This is a genomic window from Chitinophaga sp. 10T418 (assembly GCF_056394125.1).
The window spans coordinates 91,183-111,019 of the sequence record NZ_JBFTHG010000006.1 but is presented as its reverse complement, the minus strand read 5'-3'; the positions used below and the strand labels follow the sequence as shown (position 1 = coordinate 111,019).

Annotated in this window: 22 protein-coding genes; 7 read left to right on the top strand and 15 right to left on the bottom strand. The window is 44.7% G+C overall.

Annotation, left to right across the window (positions count from 1 at the left end):
* Positions 1 to 286: 286 nt before the first annotated feature.
* A complete protein-coding gene (locus AC1DCV_RS18625; protein WP_477024563.1) occupies positions 287 to 1,609 on the top strand; it encodes a saccharopine dehydrogenase C-terminal domain-containing protein in 1,323 nt (440 codons plus the stop codon).
* 197 nt (positions 1,610 to 1,806) lie between these two features.
* Here the strand turns inward: AC1DCV_RS18625 and AC1DCV_RS18620 are convergent, their stop codons facing one another.
* From AC1DCV_RS18620 to pdhA, 7 genes are all read right to left on the bottom strand, one after another.
* Positions 1,807 to 2,484 carry an SIR2 family NAD-dependent protein deacylase gene (locus tag AC1DCV_RS18620; RefSeq protein ID WP_441575099.1) on the bottom strand — a complete coding sequence of 226 codons (678 nt, stop codon included), beginning with the start codon at positions 2,482 to 2,484 and terminating at the stop codon, positions 1,807 to 1,809.
* A 10-nt stretch (positions 2,485 to 2,494) separates the two neighbouring features.
* Positions 2,495 to 3,415: a DUF4349 domain-containing protein gene (locus AC1DCV_RS18615; RefSeq protein ID WP_477024562.1), complete on the bottom strand. Its 921-nt coding sequence runs from the start codon at positions 3,413 to 3,415 to the stop codon at positions 2,495 to 2,497.
* 140 nt (positions 3,416 to 3,555) lie between these two features.
* Positions 3,556 to 3,969, bottom strand: coding sequence for an EVE domain-containing protein (locus AC1DCV_RS18610; RefSeq protein ID WP_477024561.1), 414 nt, complete (start codon positions 3,967 to 3,969; stop codon positions 3,556 to 3,558).
* Positions 3,970 to 4,003: 34 nt separating this feature from the next.
* Positions 4,004 to 4,723 carry a (Fe-S)-binding protein gene (locus AC1DCV_RS18605; RefSeq protein ID WP_477024560.1) on the bottom strand — a complete coding sequence of 240 codons (720 nt, stop codon included), beginning with the start codon at positions 4,721 to 4,723 and terminating at the stop codon, positions 4,004 to 4,006.
* Positions 4,724 to 4,819: 96 nt separating this feature from the next.
* The gene (ribH, locus tag AC1DCV_RS18600) at positions 4,820 to 5,320 is read right to left on the bottom strand and encodes a 6,7-dimethyl-8-ribityllumazine synthase (RefSeq protein ID WP_441575103.1); all 501 of its coding nucleotides are present in this window, start codon (positions 5,318 to 5,320) and stop codon (positions 4,820 to 4,822) included.
* Positions 5,321 to 5,385: 65 nt separating this feature from the next.
* Entirely contained in the window at positions 5,386 to 6,087 is a 702-nt protein-coding gene (locus AC1DCV_RS18595) for a tetratricopeptide repeat protein (protein WP_477024559.1), read from the bottom strand.
* Positions 6,088 to 6,244: 157 nt separating this feature from the next.
* Positions 6,245 to 7,237 carry a pyruvate dehydrogenase (acetyl-transferring) E1 component subunit alpha gene (pdhA, locus tag AC1DCV_RS18590; protein ID WP_441575105.1) on the bottom strand — a complete coding sequence of 331 codons (993 nt, stop codon included), beginning with the start codon at positions 7,235 to 7,237 and terminating at the stop codon, positions 6,245 to 6,247.
* 228 nt (positions 7,238 to 7,465) lie between these two features.
* On the opposite strand from pdhA, the gene recF reads away from it, so the two are divergent.
* Together recF and AC1DCV_RS18580 are read left to right on the top strand one after the other, a co-directional pair.
* Positions 7,466 to 8,545 (top strand): DNA replication/repair protein RecF, encoded by a 1,080-nt coding sequence (recF, locus tag AC1DCV_RS18585; protein ID WP_477024558.1) that lies wholly within the window; start codon positions 7,466 to 7,468, stop codon positions 8,543 to 8,545.
* A gap of 19 nt (positions 8,546 to 8,564) precedes the next feature.
* Positions 8,565 to 8,852 carry a DciA family protein gene (locus AC1DCV_RS18580; protein WP_441575107.1) on the top strand — a complete coding sequence of 96 codons (288 nt, stop codon included), beginning with the start codon at positions 8,565 to 8,567 and terminating at the stop codon, positions 8,850 to 8,852.
* A gap of 7 nt (positions 8,853 to 8,859) precedes the next feature.
* Here the strand turns inward: AC1DCV_RS18580 and AC1DCV_RS18575 are convergent, their stop codons facing one another.
* From AC1DCV_RS18575 to AC1DCV_RS18550, 6 genes are all read right to left on the bottom strand, one after another.
* Positions 8,860 to 9,369, bottom strand: coding sequence for a DUF4252 domain-containing protein (locus tag AC1DCV_RS18575; RefSeq protein WP_477024557.1), 510 nt, complete (start codon positions 9,367 to 9,369; stop codon positions 8,860 to 8,862).
* Positions 9,370 to 9,384: 15 nt separating this feature from the next.
* Complete coding sequence (locus AC1DCV_RS18570; RefSeq protein ID WP_477024556.1) at positions 9,385 to 9,906, bottom strand: DUF4252 domain-containing protein; 522 nt, start codon at positions 9,904 to 9,906, stop codon at positions 9,385 to 9,387.
* A 35-nt stretch (positions 9,907 to 9,941) separates the two neighbouring features.
* On the bottom strand, positions 9,942 to 10,412 hold the full coding sequence (locus AC1DCV_RS18565) for a hypothetical protein (protein ID WP_477024555.1): 471 nt from the start codon (positions 10,410 to 10,412) through the stop codon (positions 9,942 to 9,944).
* Positions 10,402 to 10,917: an RNA polymerase sigma factor gene (locus tag AC1DCV_RS18560; protein WP_477024554.1), complete on the bottom strand. Its 516-nt coding sequence runs from the start codon at positions 10,915 to 10,917 to the stop codon at positions 10,402 to 10,404. The genes AC1DCV_RS18565 and AC1DCV_RS18560 overlap by 11 nt, the downstream gene beginning before the upstream one ends.
* A gap of 92 nt (positions 10,918 to 11,009) precedes the next feature.
* Positions 11,010 to 12,065, bottom strand: a complete 1,056-nt coding sequence (locus AC1DCV_RS18555; protein WP_477024553.1) for an ABC transporter permease — start codon at positions 12,063 to 12,065, stop codon at positions 11,010 to 11,012.
* Positions 12,066 to 12,234: 169 nt separating this feature from the next.
* Positions 12,235 to 13,314 (bottom strand): BT_3928 family protein, encoded by a 1,080-nt coding sequence (locus AC1DCV_RS18550; RefSeq protein ID WP_477024552.1) that lies wholly within the window; start codon positions 13,312 to 13,314, stop codon positions 12,235 to 12,237.
* Between the two features lie 259 nt (positions 13,315 to 13,573).
* Between AC1DCV_RS18550 and folP the strand changes: the two genes are divergently transcribed.
* A complete protein-coding gene (gene folP, locus AC1DCV_RS18545) occupies positions 13,574 to 14,434 on the top strand; it encodes a dihydropteroate synthase (protein ID WP_477024551.1) in 861 nt (286 codons plus the stop codon).
* A 24-nt stretch (positions 14,435 to 14,458) separates the two neighbouring features.
* Positions 14,459 to 15,271, top strand: a complete 813-nt coding sequence (locus tag AC1DCV_RS18540) for a diadenylate cyclase (protein WP_133809738.1) — start codon at positions 14,459 to 14,461, stop codon at positions 15,269 to 15,271.
* A 706-nt stretch (positions 15,272 to 15,977) separates the two neighbouring features.
* Here AC1DCV_RS18540 and AC1DCV_RS18535 read toward each other — a convergent pair.
* A complete protein-coding gene (locus AC1DCV_RS18535) occupies positions 15,978 to 16,871 on the bottom strand; it encodes an FKBP-type peptidyl-prolyl cis-trans isomerase (RefSeq protein ID WP_477024550.1) in 894 nt (297 codons plus the stop codon).
* Positions 16,872 to 16,907: 36 nt separating this feature from the next.
* Positions 16,908 to 17,912, bottom strand: a complete 1,005-nt coding sequence (locus AC1DCV_RS18530) for a DHH family phosphoesterase (RefSeq protein WP_477024549.1) — start codon at positions 17,910 to 17,912, stop codon at positions 16,908 to 16,910.
* A gap of 165 nt (positions 17,913 to 18,077) precedes the next feature.
* Here AC1DCV_RS18530 and AC1DCV_RS18525 point away from each other — a divergent pair, with 165 nt between their 5' ends.
* Positions 18,078 to 18,494 (top strand): nucleoside-diphosphate kinase, encoded by a 417-nt coding sequence (locus tag AC1DCV_RS18525; RefSeq protein WP_079471943.1) that lies wholly within the window; start codon positions 18,078 to 18,080, stop codon positions 18,492 to 18,494.
* Positions 18,495 to 18,896: 402 nt separating this feature from the next.
* Positions 18,897 to 19,796 (top strand): site-specific tyrosine recombinase XerD, encoded by a 900-nt coding sequence (gene xerD / locus AC1DCV_RS18520; protein WP_477024548.1) that lies wholly within the window; start codon positions 18,897 to 18,899, stop codon positions 19,794 to 19,796.
* The last annotated feature ends 41 nt before the right edge of the window (positions 19,797 to 19,837 follow it).

The window sequence follows — 19,837 nt, the reverse complement described above, 5'->3', positions numbered from 1 at the left end:
CGATATATGATTGATTTAAACAATGAATGACAACCATTTATAGGTGCTTTATGTTATAGGTAAATAACCCTGTTTTTGATTTATCTGCAATATGTTAAGCTGCTTTAATATATTAGAATATAAATATTGGCAAAGTATTTGTTTCTAACCAACTGATAATCAATATGTCGAATCAACGGAAAACATATATATAAGAAGAATAAATCCGAATTTGCCTTTAAATTCGAACATTAGTATCAAAAGAGCTGTTATTCCCCTGATTCTTAATCACTTTCTAAAGAAGACTATGAAGAACATACTGTTGTTTGGCGCCGGAAAATCGGCCACCAGTCTGATCGACTATCTGTTAACAAATGCGCCGAGACAAAAATGGCATTTAACCGTAGCTGATCACGACCTGTCGCTTATTAAGTCCAAAACAGGAAAATCTTATTATGCAACGCCTACGGCGCTTGATATTAAAGACCATAACGCCAGACTGCAACTCATCCGGGAAACGGATCTGGTTATTTCCTTATTACCGGCCCAACTACATATACTGGTAGCAAAAGATTGCCTGGAAGCGAAGAAAAACCTGCTCACCGCTTCCTACATTGATCCTGAAGTACGTAAGCTACAGGATGAAATAGAAAAAGCTGGTTTGCTTTTTATGTACGAAATGGGCCTGGATCCAGGCATCGACCATATGTCCGCCATGAAACTCATTCATTCTATTGAGAAAAAAGGCGGCCAGATATTTTCCTTTAAATCGTACTGTGGCGGCCTTATTTCGCCGGACAGTAACGATAATCCATGGCAGTACAAAGTGTCATGGAATGCCCGGAACATCGTGCTGGCAGGCAGTTCCGGGGCTACTTACAAAGAAAAAGGAAAGGTAAAGGAACTGAATCATGAACAGCTGTTTGACCACACCAAAACCATACAGGTCCCGGGTTTGGGCAAGCTGGCCTTCTACCCTAACCGCGACTCCCTCGGCTACATGGCGGCCTACAAGCTGGAAGAACTGGCCACATTTATGCGTGCCACCCTCCGCTACCCCGACTTCTGCGAAGGCTGGAATGCCCTGATAAAGCTGGGCTTGACGGAAGACACCACTAAAATTGCCACCGGGCAATTAACCTATTCCAGCTGGGCCAGCGCCCTGGTGACAGAGCAACCAGGCACCGCGGAAGAGAATATCGCCCAGTATCTTGGCGTCAGTACAAAGTCCAAAGTCATCCGCCAGCTAAAATTTCTGGGATTATTAAGCACAGATGTCATAAATTTAGGTGAGCAAACCAATGCGGACATCCTCCAGTTCCTTGTGGAGAACAAACTGAAAATGGAACCGGCAGACAAGGACATGATTGTAATGATGCATGAAATTGAATTCGAGCGCCGTAACATGGCCACCAGGATGCACAGTTACATGATCGCCCAGGGCGAAGACAACATACACACAGCAATGGCCAAAACAGTGGGCCTCCCACTGGGTATCATGGCAAAACTCATACTACAGGATAAAGTAACGCTAACAGGTTTACAGATACCGGTCATGCCGGAAATTTACAACCCCGTTTTAAAAGAATTAGAAGAGTACGATATCAGATTTGAGGAAAGCTTTGAATAAAGCTAACATTATTGTTTTCCTATGATGGACTCTATCGGGCACCAAGGACTTGTGATACCTCCCCAGAGCGGGGAGGTTTTTTATTAGTTGAAAGCTTAAGGCAAAAAGCCATTGAAGCGGATGATCTGTGCGGATATTATCTCCGCTTAAATCAATCGCTTCAATGGCTTTTTGCTTTCACCTTTATGCTTTATGCCTTAGAGCAATTGTATCAGTTCTGCCACGCCTTCTGTAGCGGGTTTCTCAATAGTAAACTGATTCGGCATGGATTCAAATGATGGGATCTTACGGTCAATGATATACGTAGGTGTTCTGAACTTCACATACTGCAGCAGATTAGCCGCCGGATATACCTGCAGAGAGGTTCCGATGACTACAAAAATATCTGCCGCCTGTACTTCCATTACGGCTTTTTCAATCATCGTCACTGCTTCTCCGAACCATACGATGTGTGGGCGCAGCTGTCCGCCGTCTTCTGCCAGGTCTCCCATTTTAATATCGTCCCGGATATCGTAGATTACGTGATCATTATTGACACTACGCATCTTGAATATTTCCCCGTGCAAATGCAGCACATTAGTAGATCCACCACGTTCGTGCAGGTCGTCAATATTCTGGGTAATAATCCGCACATCGAATTTTTCTTCGAGTTTTGCAAGCCCTGTGTGGGCTGCATTGGGCTGTGCCGCCTGTACATCTTTGCGGCGGCCATTGTAGAAATCCTGTACCAGGGCAGGATTTTGTTGCCAGCCTTTTGGTGAGGCTACTTCGTATACATTATAGCCTTCCCATAATCCGTCTGAGTCGCGGAAGGTTCGGAGCCCGCTTTCTGCGCTGATGCCGGCTCCGGTCAGCACCACCAATCTTGGTTTCATGTTGATTCGTTTATAGATTTACGTTAGTTGGGGTTTGGGCAATGGCCCTTTTTAATTTCCATTTCCTTATTCCTCGTCTTATAAAAATAAAGATAAAAACAATACCAAGTAACAAAGGCCATGCACTTAATACGCCCAGTGAGAAAGCTAAAAAGCTGTTCCAGCCCTCTGCAAATGATAACCAGGAACGTTTGAAAAATCCCGGCGCCTGCGGATCTGTATTGGCAAAGGTCTGATAATAGGTAAGGTGAATTCCGCTATACGCGACATGATGATCCATGTATTGGAGACGGCCTTTCGCGGATTCAATTTCTTCCCGTATACTTTTCAACTGCGCCTCCACAGCCAGTATTTCCTCTACTTTTTTTGCCTGCTGCAATATCTGCAGGTAACGTTGTTCCACAGCCATACGTGCTTTCATACGCGCATCCAGGTCTACATATTCTGCCGTCACATCGGTAGATGTCATACTTTTTTCCTCTACCCGTGTGGCGCCACCAGCCAGTGCTTCCATACATTTATCAAATGTGGCGGAGGGCACTTTTATTTCCAGTTCATTACGCCATTCCATGCTGTTATTTGTCTGGCTTTCATTAGCGATATAGCCGCCGTATTTTTTAACGGTATCGGCTACACGATTCCGGCATGCGTCAAAATCGGAAGTAGAAAAACGGAGGATCCCGTTTTTTATAATTTTCTGGGAGATGGGTAACGGGTCGCTGTTATCCGGAGCATCAAGGGCAGTGGGAGACGTCTCATCTTCCTTCGCTGATTCCGATAAAAACCCTTTCGCTGCTGCCTGTTCTTCCGGCAAAGTTGCAGCAGGAGCCGGCGCTACTAATAATTGTTTCGCAACCGAAGAGCTGTTGCTGCTACAAGCAGATAATATTAATATAGCGGTGCTGAGTGTCAGGAAAATGGAATGTTTCATATGACGCAATTTCCTGTATGATGTTCACGCGCTGCAAATTCCATAACCAATAAAAAAAACCTTCCCTCCTTTCTTAAAACACCGAAGGTTATCTTCCGGTAAGAAAGATAACCTTCGCGTTTATAATCTCTGTAAAATATTTACTTTTTCATACCACCCATTTCCATAATGGCTTCAAACTCCTCCGGTTTCACATCGCATACAGACAGGCGTCCCTGGCGGATCAGCGACAGATCAGCCAGTCTCTTTTCTGCTTTCATTTGTGCAAGCGTAACGAATTTTTTGAAGGGTTTCAGTGGCTTCAGTTCCACTACTACCCAATTAGGATCAGGTGTGGTAGGATCCTGGTAAAACTCTTTAGACACGGTAGCCAGACCAACGATTTCCATTCCTTCATTACTATGATAGAACAGTACCTGGTCGCCCTTTTTCATGCCTTTAAGATTGTTGCGCGCCTGGTAGTTACGTACCCCATCCCAGAAAGTAACTTTATCTTTTACAAACTGGTCCCAGGAGTACTTAAACGGTTCAGACTTCACCAGCCAATAGTTCATATTGTATAAAATTTTCGGATTTTAATATGGCGATCTACCAGCCGCTGGCCAGTACATCTGCAATGTGCATTACTTTGATATTGGAGCCATGCTTACGGATATAACCATCCAGGTGCATCAGGCAGGACAGGTCAGTAGAAATCAGGTAGTCTGCACCGCTGGTCAGGGCGTTGTTGACCTTCTGTTCTCCCATACCCATAGAAATCGGTTCAAACTTCACGGCAAACGTACCGCCAAATCCGCAACACACTTCGCTGTCGTTCATCTCTTTCAGTTCCAGCCCTTTTACTTTTTCGAGCAGTTTGCGTGGACCTTCTTTGATGCCGCATTCCCGGAGTGCACCACAGGCATCATGATAGGTACCTACCCCGTTGAGGGTGGCGCCGAGATCAGTTACATGCAATACATCTGTGAGGAATTCTGTAAACTCGTAGAGGTTCTTTTTAAGTAGTTTCACATCGTTATGTGCGGCAGAATTATCGAATAATTTGCCATAGTAATTACGTACAAAACCGGTGCAGGAACCGCTGGGAGCAACAATGTAGTCGAAGGTTTTAAAATCCTTTACAAACTTGGTAGCGATTGTACGACATTCATCCTGATACCCCGCATTGTAGGCGGGTTGGCCGCAACAGGTTTGTTCCGTGTTATACATCACATTACATCCCAGTTTCTCCAGCACTTTCACCATATTAAAAGCGGTTTCAGGAAACAACTGGTCTACAAAACACGGTATAAATAACTGTACATTCATCTATATAGCTTTTAGCTGTTAGCCGTTAGTCTGCAGCTAACCTTTGTTGTTTAGCTGTTAGCTACTGGCTGTTAGCTATCCTTTTTCGTTTAGCTGCTAGCTCTTAGCTAACTTTCTTTGCAATGCAATCATCTTCAAAGCAGTGATGGCAGCCTCTTCTCCTTTGTGGCCGTGCGCTCCTCCGAGCCTGTCCAACGCCTGTTGTTCGTTATCTACCGTCAATATTCCAAATATAACAGGAACAGGTAACTGAAGGTTCAATTGAAGAATACCTTCTGTTACAGCTTTACACACATAATCAAAATGAGGTGTTTCGCCACGGATCACGCAACCGAAAGCAATAATAGCGCCAGGCTGTTTGCCGGTGCCTTTGGTAGCTTCCCAGTATTGTTTACAGGCGTAAGGTAATTCGAAAGCACCAGGTACGAGTACTTTATCTGTTTTGGTGATTCGATACTGGTTCAGGGCTTTATCGCAACCTGCTACCAGTTCGTTCACAATGGCATCGTTCCATTCGGTATACACCATAACAACACTGGCATCCTCCAGGTTGAGAATGCCAGCGTCATTTAGTAAGCTCTTATTATGCTCGGACATATTCTTTTAGCTTTTGGCCATTAGCAGTTAGCTGTTAGCTAAACCCAACAGCTAACTGCCACTAGCTAGTTCTTTACATCACCCAGTCTAGCCAGGTACTTGTCCATTTCACGACCTTCGTTGGTCTGTGGAAACTTCTCTTTAATTTCTTTATAGATGGTGATTGCATCCTGGGATTTACCAGCTTTTTCCAGGGCCAGACCGGCACGGAACAGGTAAACAGGAGCAGTCAGTTCGTTATCATTGTAATGACCAGCTTTTTTGTAAGATTCAATACCGTCATCTGTTTTGTTCAGTTCCATGTAAGCGTCACCGATCAAACCGTAAGCAGTAGGCTGGAGCAACAGATCGTTGGAGCTAAAGGATTTCAGCATGTCGATACCTTTCTGGAAATCACCCAGGCGGATATAGCAAACACCTGCACTGTATTTAGCCAGGTTACCGGCTTGTGTGCTACCGTATTTTTCAGCTACCTGTAAAAAACCATAATTATTACCATCACCATTCAGTGCCAGTTTGAATGAATCTACTGCGAAGTAGTTTTGCGCATGAAAAACCATTTCCTGTGCTTTGTTTTCATTCGGCTGTTTAACAAAACGGTTATAGGCGAAGAAACCGCCTACCACTGCTACTACTGCGATTACTGCAATAGAAATAACGTTTTTGTTTTTATAGAAGAAGTCTTCTGCTTTGTGCATGGATTTCTCCAGGTCAAAATCATTTTTTGTAGGTTGAGGCACGGTGGCTTTATCTTTAGTTTCTGCCATTGTAAGGTGTAATTGTGATTGCTTGGTTATTTAATAGGTAACGAAAAAGCTTTTAGCAGTTAGCTTTTAGCTTTTAGGAAATGCAGCGAAGATTAATATATGATATATGATGGTCTTTGCTGCATTTCCTAAAAGCTAAAAGCTAATGGCTAACTGCTTAGTCAACGATGAAAGGATAATCTTCCTGAACGTAAACGTCTTTCAACAATTCATCATCGTCAGGCCATGGAGATTCTTCTGCGAAAGTTACGCACTCTTCAACTTCCACTTTCACGCGTTCGTTGATGGCTTCGATTTCAGCTTCAGTAGCCCATTTATTTTTCTGAATTACTTTCAGCACTTCGTTGATTGGATCTTTCTCCTTGTACTCTTCCAGTTCTTCTTTAGTACGATATTTAGCCGGATCGCTCATGGAGTGACCGCGGTAACGGTAAGTCTTGATTTCCAGCAAGGTTGGACCGCCTTTTTCACGGCTGCGTTTCACAGCTCTTTCGATACCGTCGTGCACCGCTTCGCAACTCATACCGTCGATAGAATCGGCAGGCATTTCGTAAGCGTCAGCCAACTTATAGATATCCAGTACGTTGGAGGTACGTTCTACAGAAGTACCCATGGCGTACATGTTATTTTCACAAATGAAAATTACCGGGAGTTTCCAGGTCATCGCCATATTAAAGGTTTCATGCAGGATACCCTGACGGGCAGCGCCATCACCAAAGAAACACAACACTACGTTGTCTGTTCCTTTGTATTGCTCTGCAAGCGCCAGTCCGGCACCTGTACCTATCTGAGCTCCAACAATACCATGGCCACCGAAGAACCCATGTTCTTTGGAGAAAAAGTGCATACTGCCTCCCTTTCCTTTCGAACAACCGGTTGCTTTACCATACAGTTCTGCCATACAAGCTTTAGCGGAAATTCCTTTCGCAATTGCCAGCGCATGATCACGATAAGCAGTGATGAATTTATCCTCCGGCTTGGTAGCTGTCATCGCACCAGCAGCAATTGCTTCCTGTCCTATGTACAAATGACAAAAGCCACGGATCTTCTGCATCCCATACAATTGGCCTGTCTTTTCTTCAAAGCGGCGCAGCAAAAGCATCAATTCATACCAGTACAGATATGTCTCTTTGGTGAATTTCGTCTTCACGTMTGTTTTAGTTTGCACTCTTTCTAAATTTGTTCGCAAATATAACAGGAAAATCCTAAAATATAAATATCAATTCTAATTCCCATTAAATTATGCAAATTCATCAATTTCAAACAGTTTTGCATTTATTTGCACGGGAATCTCAGGGAACTTCCCATTAGTGCGGTTTTTTATCACTTATACAATTGAGAATTTTCGCATATTATTAATTACGAATAACTTTTTTCTTTGCTTTATATTAATAAAATATCACTCGTTCAGTTCAAAAATTACACGCAGGAGACCTTTTCCTTCCAGCACCGGATCGTGGGGATTACCGGCAGAAACGGCGCCGGCAAGACTAACCTGCTCGACGCCATCTACTATTTGTGCTTTACCCGCAGCTATTTTACCAGCAGCGAAAGCCAGAATACCCAATACCAAACCAACGGATTCCGCCTCGAAGGCTACCTTGAAAAGAATAAACAGCCGGAAAAGATCATTTGCACGGTCAAAGACGGCAGGAAAGAGATCACCCTGAACGATGATAAGTACGACCGCTTCTCCCGGCATATCGGCCAGTTTCCGGCCGTAATGATTGCCCCAGATGATGCTGAGATCATCCTGGGTGGCAGCGAGGAAAGACGCAAATGGCTCGATAGCCTCTTGTCCCAACTGTATCCCGAGTACCTCGACCACCTCATCATCTACCAAAAAATACTCTTACAACGGAATACCCTCCTGAAAAATATGGCGGCCACCGGACAAAACCAGGATAGCCTGCTCGATGTATTCGATCTGCAACTGGTAATGCACGGCGTGCCCGTATACGAAACCAGGAAGGCTTTCCTCCAAACCTTTATCCCGAAAGTCCAGGAACTGTATGATTATATTTCCGGTACGCATGAAGTGGTGAATATACAATACCAGTGTACCCTGCAGGAGGAAGACTACGCTGCACAGCTGAATACCGCCCGTTACCGTGATATGCAGCTGCAACGCACCACCACCGGCATTCACAGAGATGACCTGCTCTTTTTACTGAATGATCATCTCATGAAAACCAGCGCCTCCCAGGGACAACGTAAAAGCTTTTTATTCGCGCTCAAACTGGCACAGTTTGAAGTGATCCGTCAAAATAAAAAGTTCCCTCCGCTCCTGCTGCTCGATGATGTATTTGAAAAGCTTGACCAGGAGCGCGTTACCCGCCTAATTGCATTGGTGGCCAGCGATAGTTATGGTCAGGTGTTTATTACAGATACGCACGCAGACCGCCTGCAACAAGCCTTTGCGGGAACTACCGCTGAAATACAGCTGATAAAGATCTAAATTTTAGTACCTTCGCACCATGCGCCACGGAACTACCAGTATCGGAGATGCCCTTCGGGAATTTATGAACAAAAGCAGGATGAAACCCCGTCTCATGGAGGTGCGCATCCAGGATAACTGGGAGAAGCTAATGGGTAAAACCATTGCCCGCTACACACAGAGTATCCAGCTGATCGATAATAAATTGATCGTAACTACAACAGTGGCGCCACTAAAACAGGAATTGACTTATTCTAAAGACAAGATCATCAAGCTGGTGAATGAAATGCTCGGAGAGAACATTGTAAAAGAGGTGATGATCAGGTAAACAGGGATCAGTTGGAGGCAAACTGACGAATCAGGCTGTTAACTTCGGAGATTTTCATGGTGGTTTGCAGATTTACAATCACGAAATCTGACGCGTCCTGGATCAACATCACCACATTACCCAGCTCATCATCTTTTCCTTTGTTGAGTATATGCACCAGGCTTCCCTTATCTCTTACTTCCATCAGCATATCAAAATGCTCATTGCGTTCCAGGTTGCTTTTTAAATCCGCAATCTCGTCTCCGCTTACCGTACTACCGTTCACGTTAGAGATGGTATATATTTTTACACGACGTACATTATTCAAAGCACGCTTCACACTTTTGGCATCGGCGTCATCGTCGGCAAATGACAGGCACCAACCCGCCAGTTTCATGCTGAAACCGCCCAGAGACACGGTGTGTACTTCTGCATTCGCCCGGTGTTTGTTGCGGAATTCACGCAGGCATCTGTCTTGTGCAGTAACTGCTGAAGCAGACAATAAAAAACAACCGGCAGCAATAATGAATGATTTCATGGGAGTTTTTTTGAATTATTTCTTCTTGATGTTTTTCAGCTTATCCATTCCCTGGATGTTGACAGATCCGGCAATGAGCGAAATTTCGTTGAGGTCAATATCGCCCACCAGGCTCATGGCCATGAACTCATTGGAGCTGCCTACCAGCATAATCAGTTCGCTGATAGCCCCTTTAGCGTTTTCCTTGACCATAAATTTCAGGTCACTGTCTTTATCCCGCAGTGTCATCAGCTCTTCGAAATCGCTGCTGAGAAAAGCGGCTGCTTCCTTGTACAGGCGTGGACCTTCGCGGGTATCTTCTTTAGCAAGGATCCGCAGTCCTTTCAATTTCTGAATTACTTTCATCATGTTTTTGGCATCTGCATCGCCCGTTTCTACTTTGGCGAACATGCTGAACATTTTGGGTGTAATACTGACCAGCGTAAAGCTCCTGTCACTTTCGTACTTCTGGAAAAACCGGTCTATGACGCTCCCCTGCTGTGCAGAGAGGTGGAAACTGGCAAAGACCGCCATCAATAATAATAGGTATCGTTTCATCTTTCTATATTTAGTATCGGTTTTTGAATGGCTGATTAATCTTTTCCTTCTACAATGGCCGTAGCCTCATTGAAATAAGAGAGCTTCTGCATTTTGGACGTCCCTTTGTTCAGGTTTTTCGCCAGCAGCTGTAATGCTTTCTTGGTTTCTGCCAGTGCGCGCTGCGGATCATTCATTTCCTGCTGCTTCAGGGCAATGATCGCTTCCTGCTGCCGGTGGCCCTGTTGCTGAAGCGCATAGCCGATGCCAACGGCTACCAGCAATACTGCTGCATACTTCATCCAGTGGCGGAACGGCGACAGCTTCACTACTTTTGCCGGGGGCGCTTCCCATACTTTTGTTGCCTCCACATGAAAGTACTGGAACATAGGAGCCGCCTCCTGCAACGCTTCCGGTAAATCAGGGTGAGGAGTACTGAAAAATTCACGCAACMCCGCTTCTTCTTCCAGGGAAGTTTCCCCTTCCCAATACTTCTCCAGCAATGCACTGATCCTGTTATAATCCATATACCTGCAGATTTTGTAGTTTCTCCCGAACCGTTTTACGGGCCCGGTGCAAATTCACTTTAACATCATTCATATCTATATCCAGTATGTCGGCAATCTCCTGGTAGGAATGCCCGTCTATGTCCCGCAGTTGCAGGATGGTACGGTATTTTTCCGGCAGGGCATTGATCGCCACATGCACTTTTTGCATTACATCGTTCTGTTCCGCAGCTGCATGCGGACTTTGCTGTTGTACAGCAGGCAGCTCTCCTGCCCTGTCCAGGTCGTCAGACATACGGTACTTCCTGGACTTGATTTTGTCCAGCGCCAGGTTGCGGGTAATACGCATGCACCAGGCTTCCATATTCTGTAGCTCCACCATCTTCTCCTGCATACCCCATACTTTCATAAGGGCATCCTGGGTGATATCCTGCGCGTCTTCCTCATTACCTAACAGGCGGAATGCAAAGCGGTAAAGCTTTTGCCTGACTGGGACCACCTGTGTAAGAAATCGTTCTAATGACATGCAGAATAGTGCGTTTGAAAAGAAGACGACTGTAAAAAGCGGATGTTACAAAAAGTTGAAAAAATTTTTAGTGTAGGGAGATGTCCTTTGCGTTAATCCAGTTTAATTCTCGGATCTATGAGCGTGTAGAGCAGATCCGCCAGCAGGTTTACGAGCACGAAGATGCCTGCGGTGAGTAAGATAGCCCCCATTACAACGGGGAAGTCGAATTTGTCGAGGGCATCTACGGTGACTTTACCGATGCCTTTCCAGCCAAAAATGTATTCTACGAAGAAGGCGCCTGCCAGCAGTTCGGCAAACCAGCCTGTGATAGCGGTGATAACGGGGTTGAGTGCATTGGGCAGCGCATGGCGCCAGATGACCCTGGATTTGGAGAGCCCTTTGGCGTAGGCGGTGCGGATATAGTCCTGGTGGAGTACATCCAGCATGGCACTGCGGGTGAGCTGCACAATAATTGCCAGCGGACGGATGCCCAGGGTAATGGCCGGCAACACCAGGTTGCGCAGGTTGAGTACCCGGCCTTTGAAAGGATCTACATCAAACAGACTGCCGCTCATATGCAGCCCGGTATAATCACTGAGTACAAAGCCAAAGAGATAAGCCAGTACAATACCTGCAAAAAAGGATGGAGCGGAAATACCGGCTACGCTGGCAAATACAGCGCCGGTATCCATCCAGGTGTTTTGCTTTACGGCAGAGAGCACGCCCATGGCGATGCCGGTGATGGTAGCAAACAACATGGCGGCTACCGCCAACAGCAAAGTGCCAGGCAAGGCTTCCATTAAAATATCCCATACCTGCTTTTTGCCCTGGTATGAGCGTCTGAGGTAAGGTGTTTTCAGCACCAGTATTTTCTCTTTTGATATATGCGCTACCGTTATGTAGTGCAGATTCTCCTTTGCCTGTTCGGGTGTATGCACCCCTATCGGCAACAGGTCATTCAGATAATATAGAAACTGCACCCCGACCGGCTGATCGAGATGCAGTTCCTTGCGTACGTTTTCCAGCGAGGCCACGTCTGCCCGCTGTCCCAGGGTAAGCCTGGCCGGATCGCCAGGCAATACATTGAACAAGAAGAACACCAGCACCACTACGCCGAGTAGTACCAATATACCATAACCTGTTTTGCGAAGCAGAAAACGAAGCATAGATAGCTGTTGGCTTTTAGCTTTTAGCTGTTAGCAGTTAGTCTTTAGCGATTGGCCTTTAGCGATTGGCCTTTAGCGATTGGCTATTAGCTGCTAGTAAATGTACTAAAAATCAACAGGTGATCTTCGCTGCATTTACTAACAGCTAAAAGCTAATGGCTAAAAGCTGTTACGGAATATCATTATAGTGCCATTTGCCTTTGATGGTACCTTTATCCAGCAGTATCAGGCAGGGATTACTTCTGCCGGCTGTTTTAATGGCTACACCATCCATTTGTACAAACGGAAACTCCAGGCCATGTTGTTGTTTAAAGGCAGCTATTTCTTCTTTGGTGGAAGCTGTCACTCCATATATTAATATACCCTGATTTTTCCACTTGTCTTGCAGCACTTTCATTTTCACGTCCCAGCCGCTACCAGCCTTCTGTACATTTTGTACGAGGAAGAGGTATACGGGTTTGGTTTCTGCTAAAATGGCCTGGGTTTGATTTACCCCATCCTGATCGGTGAGGATGAAATCTTTAATGGCTGGTTCTGCATTTCCTTTCTTCACCAGTTTATCTTTACGGTCTACAAACTTCCAGGTGCTGTCTGACCATGGGTAGTTGTCTGCTGTAAATTCTTTCTTCTGACCATCCTTTTCATAAATAAACATCATTTCGTACACGTCCGGAGTAGCGCCTGGAGGCAGTTTCATTTTCTCCGGAATATTATTACCTACTTTATAAGGCAGGCAGTCAACAAAAGGCAGGTGTTTTAAAGTATACCATTGAATACCAAAAGACAGGATCGTTGCTATCACCAGGGCAATACCTGCTCCCTTGACAGGTTGTATTTGTTTGCGGTAGAAGAAAATCACGAGGATCATCACTAACAGGGCCACATCTTTCCAGAATGTTTCTACTGCGGTGAGCTTGATACAGTCGCCGAAACAGCCGCATTCACGGATGGTGCCGCTGAACAGTGCGTAACCGGTGAGGAAGGTAAAGAAGATGATGAGCAGTAACAGCAGCACAGAGAAGATACGCATGCGGTATCCTACCAGCACGGCCACCCCTGCAATGATTTCGAAGGCATTCATCAATATGGAGTATGCCAGGGAATAGGGAGAAAGAAATGTCAGATGCAACACTTCAAAAAATTCCTCCATTTTATAGCTGAGCCCTAACGGGTCATTGGCCTTAATAAGACCGGAGAAAATGAATAACACCCCAACGATTATACGCAACAGGTTAAGGATAATCTTCATAAAATAGTTTAATGGTTAATGTGATCCGTGAAGATAAGGACAATCATGATTTACCTTTCTTTAAAATTGATGAGCGCAACATTTTGTTGACACCGCTGGTAAATCTGTTGCTGAATTAAAGCACTAAATCCCTAAATTCGGAAATGATTGATTTTCCTTCTTAGATTTGCAGGCAAAATAAAGAATTTCGGGTAAAAGGCCAGAACTATATGAAAATCAGGCAACAGGCGCCTGCATGCTAACTACTTAACGCATTCAAATGAAACCAGACCATATCCAAATATTATCCTCACCAGCTATTAATTGCAGGGGACAATTATTGTCGCTGTCTACGCCGGCGGTGATGGGTATTATTAATGTAACCACAGATTCTTTTTATGAAGGCAACCGTATGCATGAGTTGCACCAGGTGATGGAAAAGGCGAAGCAGCACCTGGAAGAAGGCGCTACCATCCTGGATCTGGGTGCACAAAGCACACGTCCCGGTGCAGATGTGATTGGTGCAGAAGAAGAACTACATCGTTTATTACCAGCTATTCACGCTATACTCAACCGTTATCCGACTGCTATTATTTCTATAGATACCTGGTATGCCGCCGTAGCTGAAAAAGCAGTACATGCCGGTGCCGCTATTATTAATGATGTGAGTGCAGGTGATATGGATGCCAACATGATTCCGGTTGTTGGGCAGTTGCAGGTACCTTATATTGCGATGCACATGCAGGGCAAGCCTGCTACCATGCAGCAGCGTCCTCAATATGAAAATGTAGTGACCGAGGTGCTGGACTATCTGAAACAAAAGCTGGCGGAGTGCCGCGCAGCGGGCATCAAAGACTTTATTGCGGATCCCGGCTTTGGCTTCGGGAAAACCATTGAACATAATTATGCCCTGCTGAAAGAGCTGCATCTGTTTAAAGACATCCTGGGAGTTCCGGTGCTGACAGGCATTTCCCGCAAGTCGATGATTTATAAGCTACTGGACATTACGCCGGTGGAGGCATTGAATGGCACAACAGTATTGAATACCATTGCCCTTCAACAGGGCACGCATATATTAAGGGTACATGACGTTAAAGCCGCTGTAGAAGCGGTAAGGATTATGGAGAAAATGAAAGGCTAATTAAATCTTGCTATTTTTACAACTATGAAGGAAGTAATACAATTTTATGGAGTTGAGTTTCGCTGGCTGAATGTTTTGGACCTGCTGATTGTTGTTTTTTTAATCATTCAATTATATCGTTTATTAAAAGGTAGTCTTGCTTTCAATATTTTCGTTGGGTTGTTGATGGTATATGCAGCCTATTTCCTGGTCAGGGCTTTACAGATGCCTATTCTGACCATTATCCTGCAGAACTTTATTAATGTGGGTATCATCGCCATCATTATTATTTTTCAGCCGGAGATCCGGAAGTTTTTGCTGGTATTGGGAAAGAAGACACCACTGAGCAAGGATAGTTTTTTGACCAAGTTATTCCTGCCTGATAAGTTTAAGAGTTATAAGGAAGAAGAAAATATTATCAATGAACTCATTGTTGCGGTAAGCAGAATGCAGAGTACTTCCACCGGTGCGTTGATGGTAATTGCCACTACCTATCGTTTAAAATTCGATTCGGCGTCCAGTATTCCTATTGATGGCAACGTGAGTGCCAAGCTGATAGAAAGCATTTTTGAAAAGCACAGTCCCCTGCATGATGGTGCATTGATTATAGTAGGTAATAAGATCCTGGCGGCCAAAGTGATATTGCCGGTGTCCGAAAATCCGAATCTGCCTACACGTATCGGCTTACGTCACCGTTCGGCAGTAGGCATCACCGAGCATAGTGATAACCTGGCCATTATCGTGTCTGAGGAAAGAGGTACCGTTTCCTACGCCATGGACGGGGTGCTGACACAGGATGTATCTCTGGAAGATCTGAAAGTGAAGTTATATGAAGTGCTGATTGACGGATATGCATGATGAAACAGCTGTTAGCTGTTAGCTTTTAGCTGTTAGCAAATGCAGCGGAGATTGRCAGGGAAGATTAATAACCTCATAATATAAAGGAGATCAGGTATTGTACCTGGTCTCCTTTTATACTTAAATATCTCCGCTGCATTTACTAACAGCTAAAAGCTAATAGCTAATAGCTACGGCGATCGACAGGGAAGATTAACAACCCCCATAAAAGAGAAAGGAGACCAGGTACAATACCTGATCTCCTTTCTTTTTATACTTAAATATCTCCGCTGCATTTACTAACAGCTAATAGCTAATAGCTAATAGCTACGGCGATCGACAGGGAGATTAACAACCCTCATAAAAGAGAAAGGAGACCAGGTACAATACCTGATCTCCTTTCTTTTTATACTTAAATATCTCCGCTGCATTTACTAACAGCTAAAAGCTAATAGCTAACAGCTACGGCGATCGACAGCGAAATTAACAACCTCATAAAAGAGAAAGGAGATCAGGTACAATACCTGATCTCCTTTTATACTTAAATATCTCCGCTGCATTTACTAACAGCTAATAGCTAATAGCTACGGCGATCGACAGGGAAGATTAACAACCTCATAAAAGAGAAAGGAGACCAGGTGCAATACCAGATCTCCTTTCTTTTTATACTTAAATATCTCCGCTGCATTTACTAACAGCTAACAGCTAATAGCTAACAGCTGTTTCACTATTTCCCTGGTGCTGGAGCTGGCGTCGGCATTGCTGGAGCTGCTGCTTCAGGACCACCTGCTTTAATGTCTACCAGTTGTACGTCAAATACCAGGATAGAGTTACCAGGAATTACTGGAGGACTGCCCTGTAAGCCGTAAGCTAAGCCAGAAGGAATCACCAGTGTTGCTTTGGAACCTTTTTTCAGGCCGCTTAAACCAGCATCCCAACCTCTGATCACGAAACCACGACCGATAGGGAATTTAATTGGTTCTAAAGGCATACCTGGGCGCATAGTTGAATCCTGGCTGGAATCAAATACTTTACCGGTGGTCAGTTTACCAGTGTAGTGTACATAAACGGTATCACCTGGGTTAGGTGTAGCGCCGGTACCTTCCTGGTTAACGGCTACGTATACGCCTGCAGCGTTTTTAGTAGCTTTGATTTTGTTTTTGTCGAGGTACTCAGTGATGAGTTTCTCGTCTTTTTCTCTCTGGGCAGCAGCAGAGTATATACCTTCTACAGCGAAAGTGATTTTCAGCTTGTCACCTTTTTTACCAAACGGAGGACGCTCCTGAGCTGGTAATGAATCCCAGGGAATGATAAAAGTAGCGCTATCGCCTGCGTGCAGGAGCGCAATACCTTCCATCAGGTCAAACTTGTTTGAAGGCTTCTGTAACACTACCGGAACGGCAGCTCCAACCATTTTACGGGACTCGCCCAACAGGGAATCATTGATGCGTTGGGTTACATTCAGAAGGGCAGTATCACCCAATTTCAGTTGTGCTCCGCTGCCAGATTTGTGAACGATATACTCAATACCGCTCGGTGTTTTTTTAACACCCGTTCCGCAACTGGCTATCAGAAAGCCTAAAGCTGCAGTTGCAACTAATAACTGATTGTTTTTTTTCATTTGTTTGTATTAGTAGGTTGAAATACTTTATTTAATTTATTGCAGCAGATCCTCGTTTTCCTCGACAGCTTTAATGAAACGGTCAACGGTTTTTTCTAAAGGATCTACGCTGCGGCCGCCGGAAGCGTTAAAGTGTCCACCACCATCGAAGTATTTGCGGGCGAAAGTATTCACATCGAAATCTCCTTTGGAGCGGAAAGACAATTTAACTTCTGAGTTTCTGTCAATGATCAGTGCAGCCATTTTAATGCCCTGTATGGATAACAGGAAATTTACCAGGCCTTCCGTATCCCCTGTTTGCAGGTCAAACCTTTTCAGGTCGGAATAAGGAATGGCCAGCATGGCGGTGTTGTATTCATAGAATACTTCCATGCGGTTCAGCAGACTATGTCCGAGGAAGCGCAGGCGGTTTTCCAGGAAATTGTCGTAGATCGCCTGATGTATTACCTCGTGGCGCAGGCCTCTGTCCATCAGATCGGCCACCATGCGGTGCACGGCAGCAGAAGTAGATGCAAAGCGGAAAGAACCTGTATCAGTAACAGTACCGGCATAGATGCACTGTGCAATTTCGAGGTTAATATACTGCTCATCTCCCAATTTATATATAGTTTCATAAACTAATTGGGCAGTTGAGCTGGCTTTGGTATCACTAATGCCGTATTCGAAATTGGGCTGAGGCTCCAGGTGATGGTCTATAAGGATTTTGATACAATCCAGTTTTTCCAGGTGAGGCGCCAGATTTTTGGTGCGGTACAAAGCGTTGAAATCCAGGCAAAACAGGAGTTCTATGCCTTTCAGTGCCTCGATAGCCCGGTCCATGGAAGATTCGTAGTCAATAACCAAATCAGCTCCTGGCATCCATTTCAGGAAATCCGGAAAGTTAGTGGGTGATATTACAGTTACCTGGTGTCCTTTCTGCACTAAGTAGTGGTACATTGCTAAGGAAGATCCCATGGCATCCGCATCTGGCTTCTGATGCATCGTGATGACCACTTTCTTAGGGCTTTCCAGCAAAGGCTTAATTTCCTCGATCGGCTTCATTAAAAAACTGTAATGTTAAGAGTTGATTTCCAATCACAACAAGTGGTTGAAACAGAAAACGAAGTGCGAAGATCTTTATTTGAGCCAGAATTTCAAAATTTTTTACCACTAAAGAAAATGTAATTACTTTTGCGGCCTAATCTGTAATTCGGAATTAAACATTATATGAGCAACAGAACATTTACTATGATCAAGCCTGATGCAGTAGCAAACGGGCACATTGGCGGCATTTTAAACATGATCAACGCTGCAGGTTTCCGCATCGTAGCCATGAAAATGACGCAGTTATCTACTGCTAAAGCAGGTGAGTTTTATGCAGTACATGCGGAAAGACCTTTTTACGGTGAACTGGTAGAATTCATGAGCAGCGGCCATATCGTAGCGGCTATCCTGGAGAAAGACAACGCCGTAGAAGATTTTCGTAAACTGATTGGTGCTACCAATCCTGCTAATGCAGAAGAAGGTACCATCCGTAAAAAATACGCAGAGTCTATCGGCCGTAACGCAGTTCACGGTTCCGACTCTGATGAGAACGCTGCAATTGAAGGCAACTTCTTCTTCAGCGGTCTGGAAAAATTCTAGTACTACAACGCACATTCATTGCAAAAAGGGCTGGCACTTCAAAACGCCAGCCCTTTTTATTTTTATTCTATCTAATTTATTCATTTTTAATTATTTACAACCAATCACCTAAAGCAATCTACTCAACAAACATCACTGCCTGCCAAATCGGCGTAAACACATGATTTTTAATGAAAATGTGATGCTTAAATATGCCTCTAAAACAGGCTTTTTTCATGCAAAATCATCATAATTTTTATCTCCTTAAAAAATTCATTATCAGATATTTATAATTACCCAACGAAAGCCAGACTTTAAACAAACGCCCCTCTCCTCTTTTTGACCCAAAAAAACTGGTATAATATTACCATTTCGGGTAGCCGTTCACGTTGTTTCCCCTAAAACGTTTTAACTTGCCCTTCTATGTGGCAATCATTCCGGAAACTGTTTAAAGGGTATTTAAGATTAGAGCGGTCCATGTCCGACCACTCCGTAGAAGCATATGTGCGTGATGTAGAAAAGCTGGAGCAATACCTGATGTCTGTCGGAAAAGATAAACTCCGCCCCCAGGATGTGACCCTGGAAGACCTGCAAGGTTGCGTACAATGGATTGCCAAACTGGGAATGACCGCTACCTCTCAGGCCAGAACGATTTCGGGATTGAAAGCATTTTATAAATTCCTGTTGCTGGAAGACATGGCCAAGGAAGATCCTACCCAACTACTGGAAGCACCCAAAGTGTTACGTAAACTACCAGACGTACTCACCTTTGAAGAGATAGAACAAATCATTGCCCAGATATCCCTGGACACGGCCGAAGGACATCGCAACAAAGCGATCCTGGAAACAATGTACAGCTGCGGACTGCGTGTGAGTGAAGTCATCAACTTACAGATTACCCAGCTGCATATGGACGTAGGATTTATCCGCGTAATAGGTAAAGGCAATAAAGAAAGGATGGTGCCCATTGGCAAAGACGCCGTGCGCCAGATAGATATTTACAGGAGAAATGTTCGTATACAGTTGCCCGTTAAATATGGAGAAGAAGACACCCTCTTTCTGAACCGCCGGGGCGGCGCCCTGAGCCGGGTCATGATTTTCCTGGTGATTAAGGAACTGACGAAGAAAGCGGGCATTCATAAAAACGTGTCGCCACATACCTTCCGGCACTCTTTTGCTACCCACCTGGTGGAAGGCGGCGCCGACCTGCGTGCCGTACAGGAAATGCTGGGACATGAAAGCATTACCACAACAGAAATTTACACGCACCTGGACCGGGAGTATTTAAGAGATACACTCCTGCGTTTTCATCCGAGGTTCTAAGGGCTATAAAAAGAAACAGCTACCCGGGGAAAGGTAGCTGC

Coding starts and splice junctions, on each gene's coding strand:
- xerD (WP_477024548.1), top strand. CDS start 18,897: ATGTGGCAATCATTCCGGAAACTGTTTAAAGGGTATTTAAGATTAGAG.
- AC1DCV_RS18530 (WP_477024549.1), bottom strand. CDS start 17,912: ATGAAGCCGATCGAGGAAATTAAGCCTTTGCTGGAAAGCCCTAAGAAA.
- AC1DCV_RS18595 (WP_477024559.1), bottom strand. CDS start 6,087: ATGGCAGAAACTAAAGATAAAGCCACCGTGCCTCAACCTACAAAAAAT.
- AC1DCV_RS18580 (WP_441575107.1), top strand. CDS start 8,565: ATGCGCCACGGAACTACCAGTATCGGAGATGCCCTTCGGGAATTTATG.
- AC1DCV_RS18605 (WP_477024560.1), bottom strand. CDS start 4,723: ATGAATGTACAGTTATTTATACCGTGTTTTGTAGACCAGTTGTTTCCT.
- ribH (WP_441575103.1), bottom strand. CDS start 5,320: ATGTCCGAGCATAATAAGAGCTTACTAAATGACGCTGGCATTCTCAAC.
- AC1DCV_RS18535 (WP_477024550.1), bottom strand. CDS start 16,871: ATGAAAAAAAACAATCAGTTATTAGTTGCAACTGCAGCTTTAGGCTTT.
- AC1DCV_RS18555 (WP_477024553.1), bottom strand. CDS start 12,065: ATGCTTCGTTTTCTGCTTCGCAAAACAGGTTATGGTATATTGGTACTA.
- AC1DCV_RS18575 (WP_477024557.1), bottom strand. CDS start 9,369: ATGAAATCATTCATTATTGCTGCCGGTTGTTTTTTATTGTCTGCTTCA.
- AC1DCV_RS18540 (WP_133809738.1), top strand. CDS start 14,459: ATGAAGGAAGTAATACAATTTTATGGAGTTGAGTTTCGCTGGCTGAAT.
- AC1DCV_RS18525 (WP_079471943.1), top strand. CDS start 18,078: ATGAGCAACAGAACATTTACTATGATCAAGCCTGATGCAGTAGCAAAC.
- AC1DCV_RS18570 (WP_477024556.1), bottom strand. CDS start 9,906: ATGAAACGATACCTATTATTATTGATGGCGGTCTTTGCCAGTTTCCAC.
- AC1DCV_RS18625 (WP_477024563.1), top strand. CDS start 287: ATGAAGAACATACTGTTGTTTGGCGCCGGAAAATCGGCCACCAGTCTG.
- AC1DCV_RS18560 (WP_477024554.1), bottom strand. CDS start 10,917: ATGTCATTAGAACGATTTCTTACACAGGTGGTCCCAGTCAGGCAAAAG.
- AC1DCV_RS18550 (WP_477024552.1), bottom strand. CDS start 13,314: ATGAAGATTATCCTTAACCTGTTGCGTATAATCGTTGGGGTGTTATTC.
- AC1DCV_RS18610 (WP_477024561.1), bottom strand. CDS start 3,969: ATGAACTATTGGCTGGTGAAGTCTGAACCGTTTAAGTACTCCTGGGAC.
- AC1DCV_RS18615 (WP_477024562.1), bottom strand. CDS start 3,415: ATGAAACATTCCATTTTCCTGACACTCAGCACCGCTATATTAATATTA.
- folP (WP_477024551.1), top strand. CDS start 13,574: ATGAAACCAGACCATATCCAAATATTATCCTCACCAGCTATTAATTGC.
- AC1DCV_RS18620 (WP_441575099.1), bottom strand. CDS start 2,484: ATGAAACCAAGATTGGTGGTGCTGACCGGAGCCGGCATCAGCGCAGAA.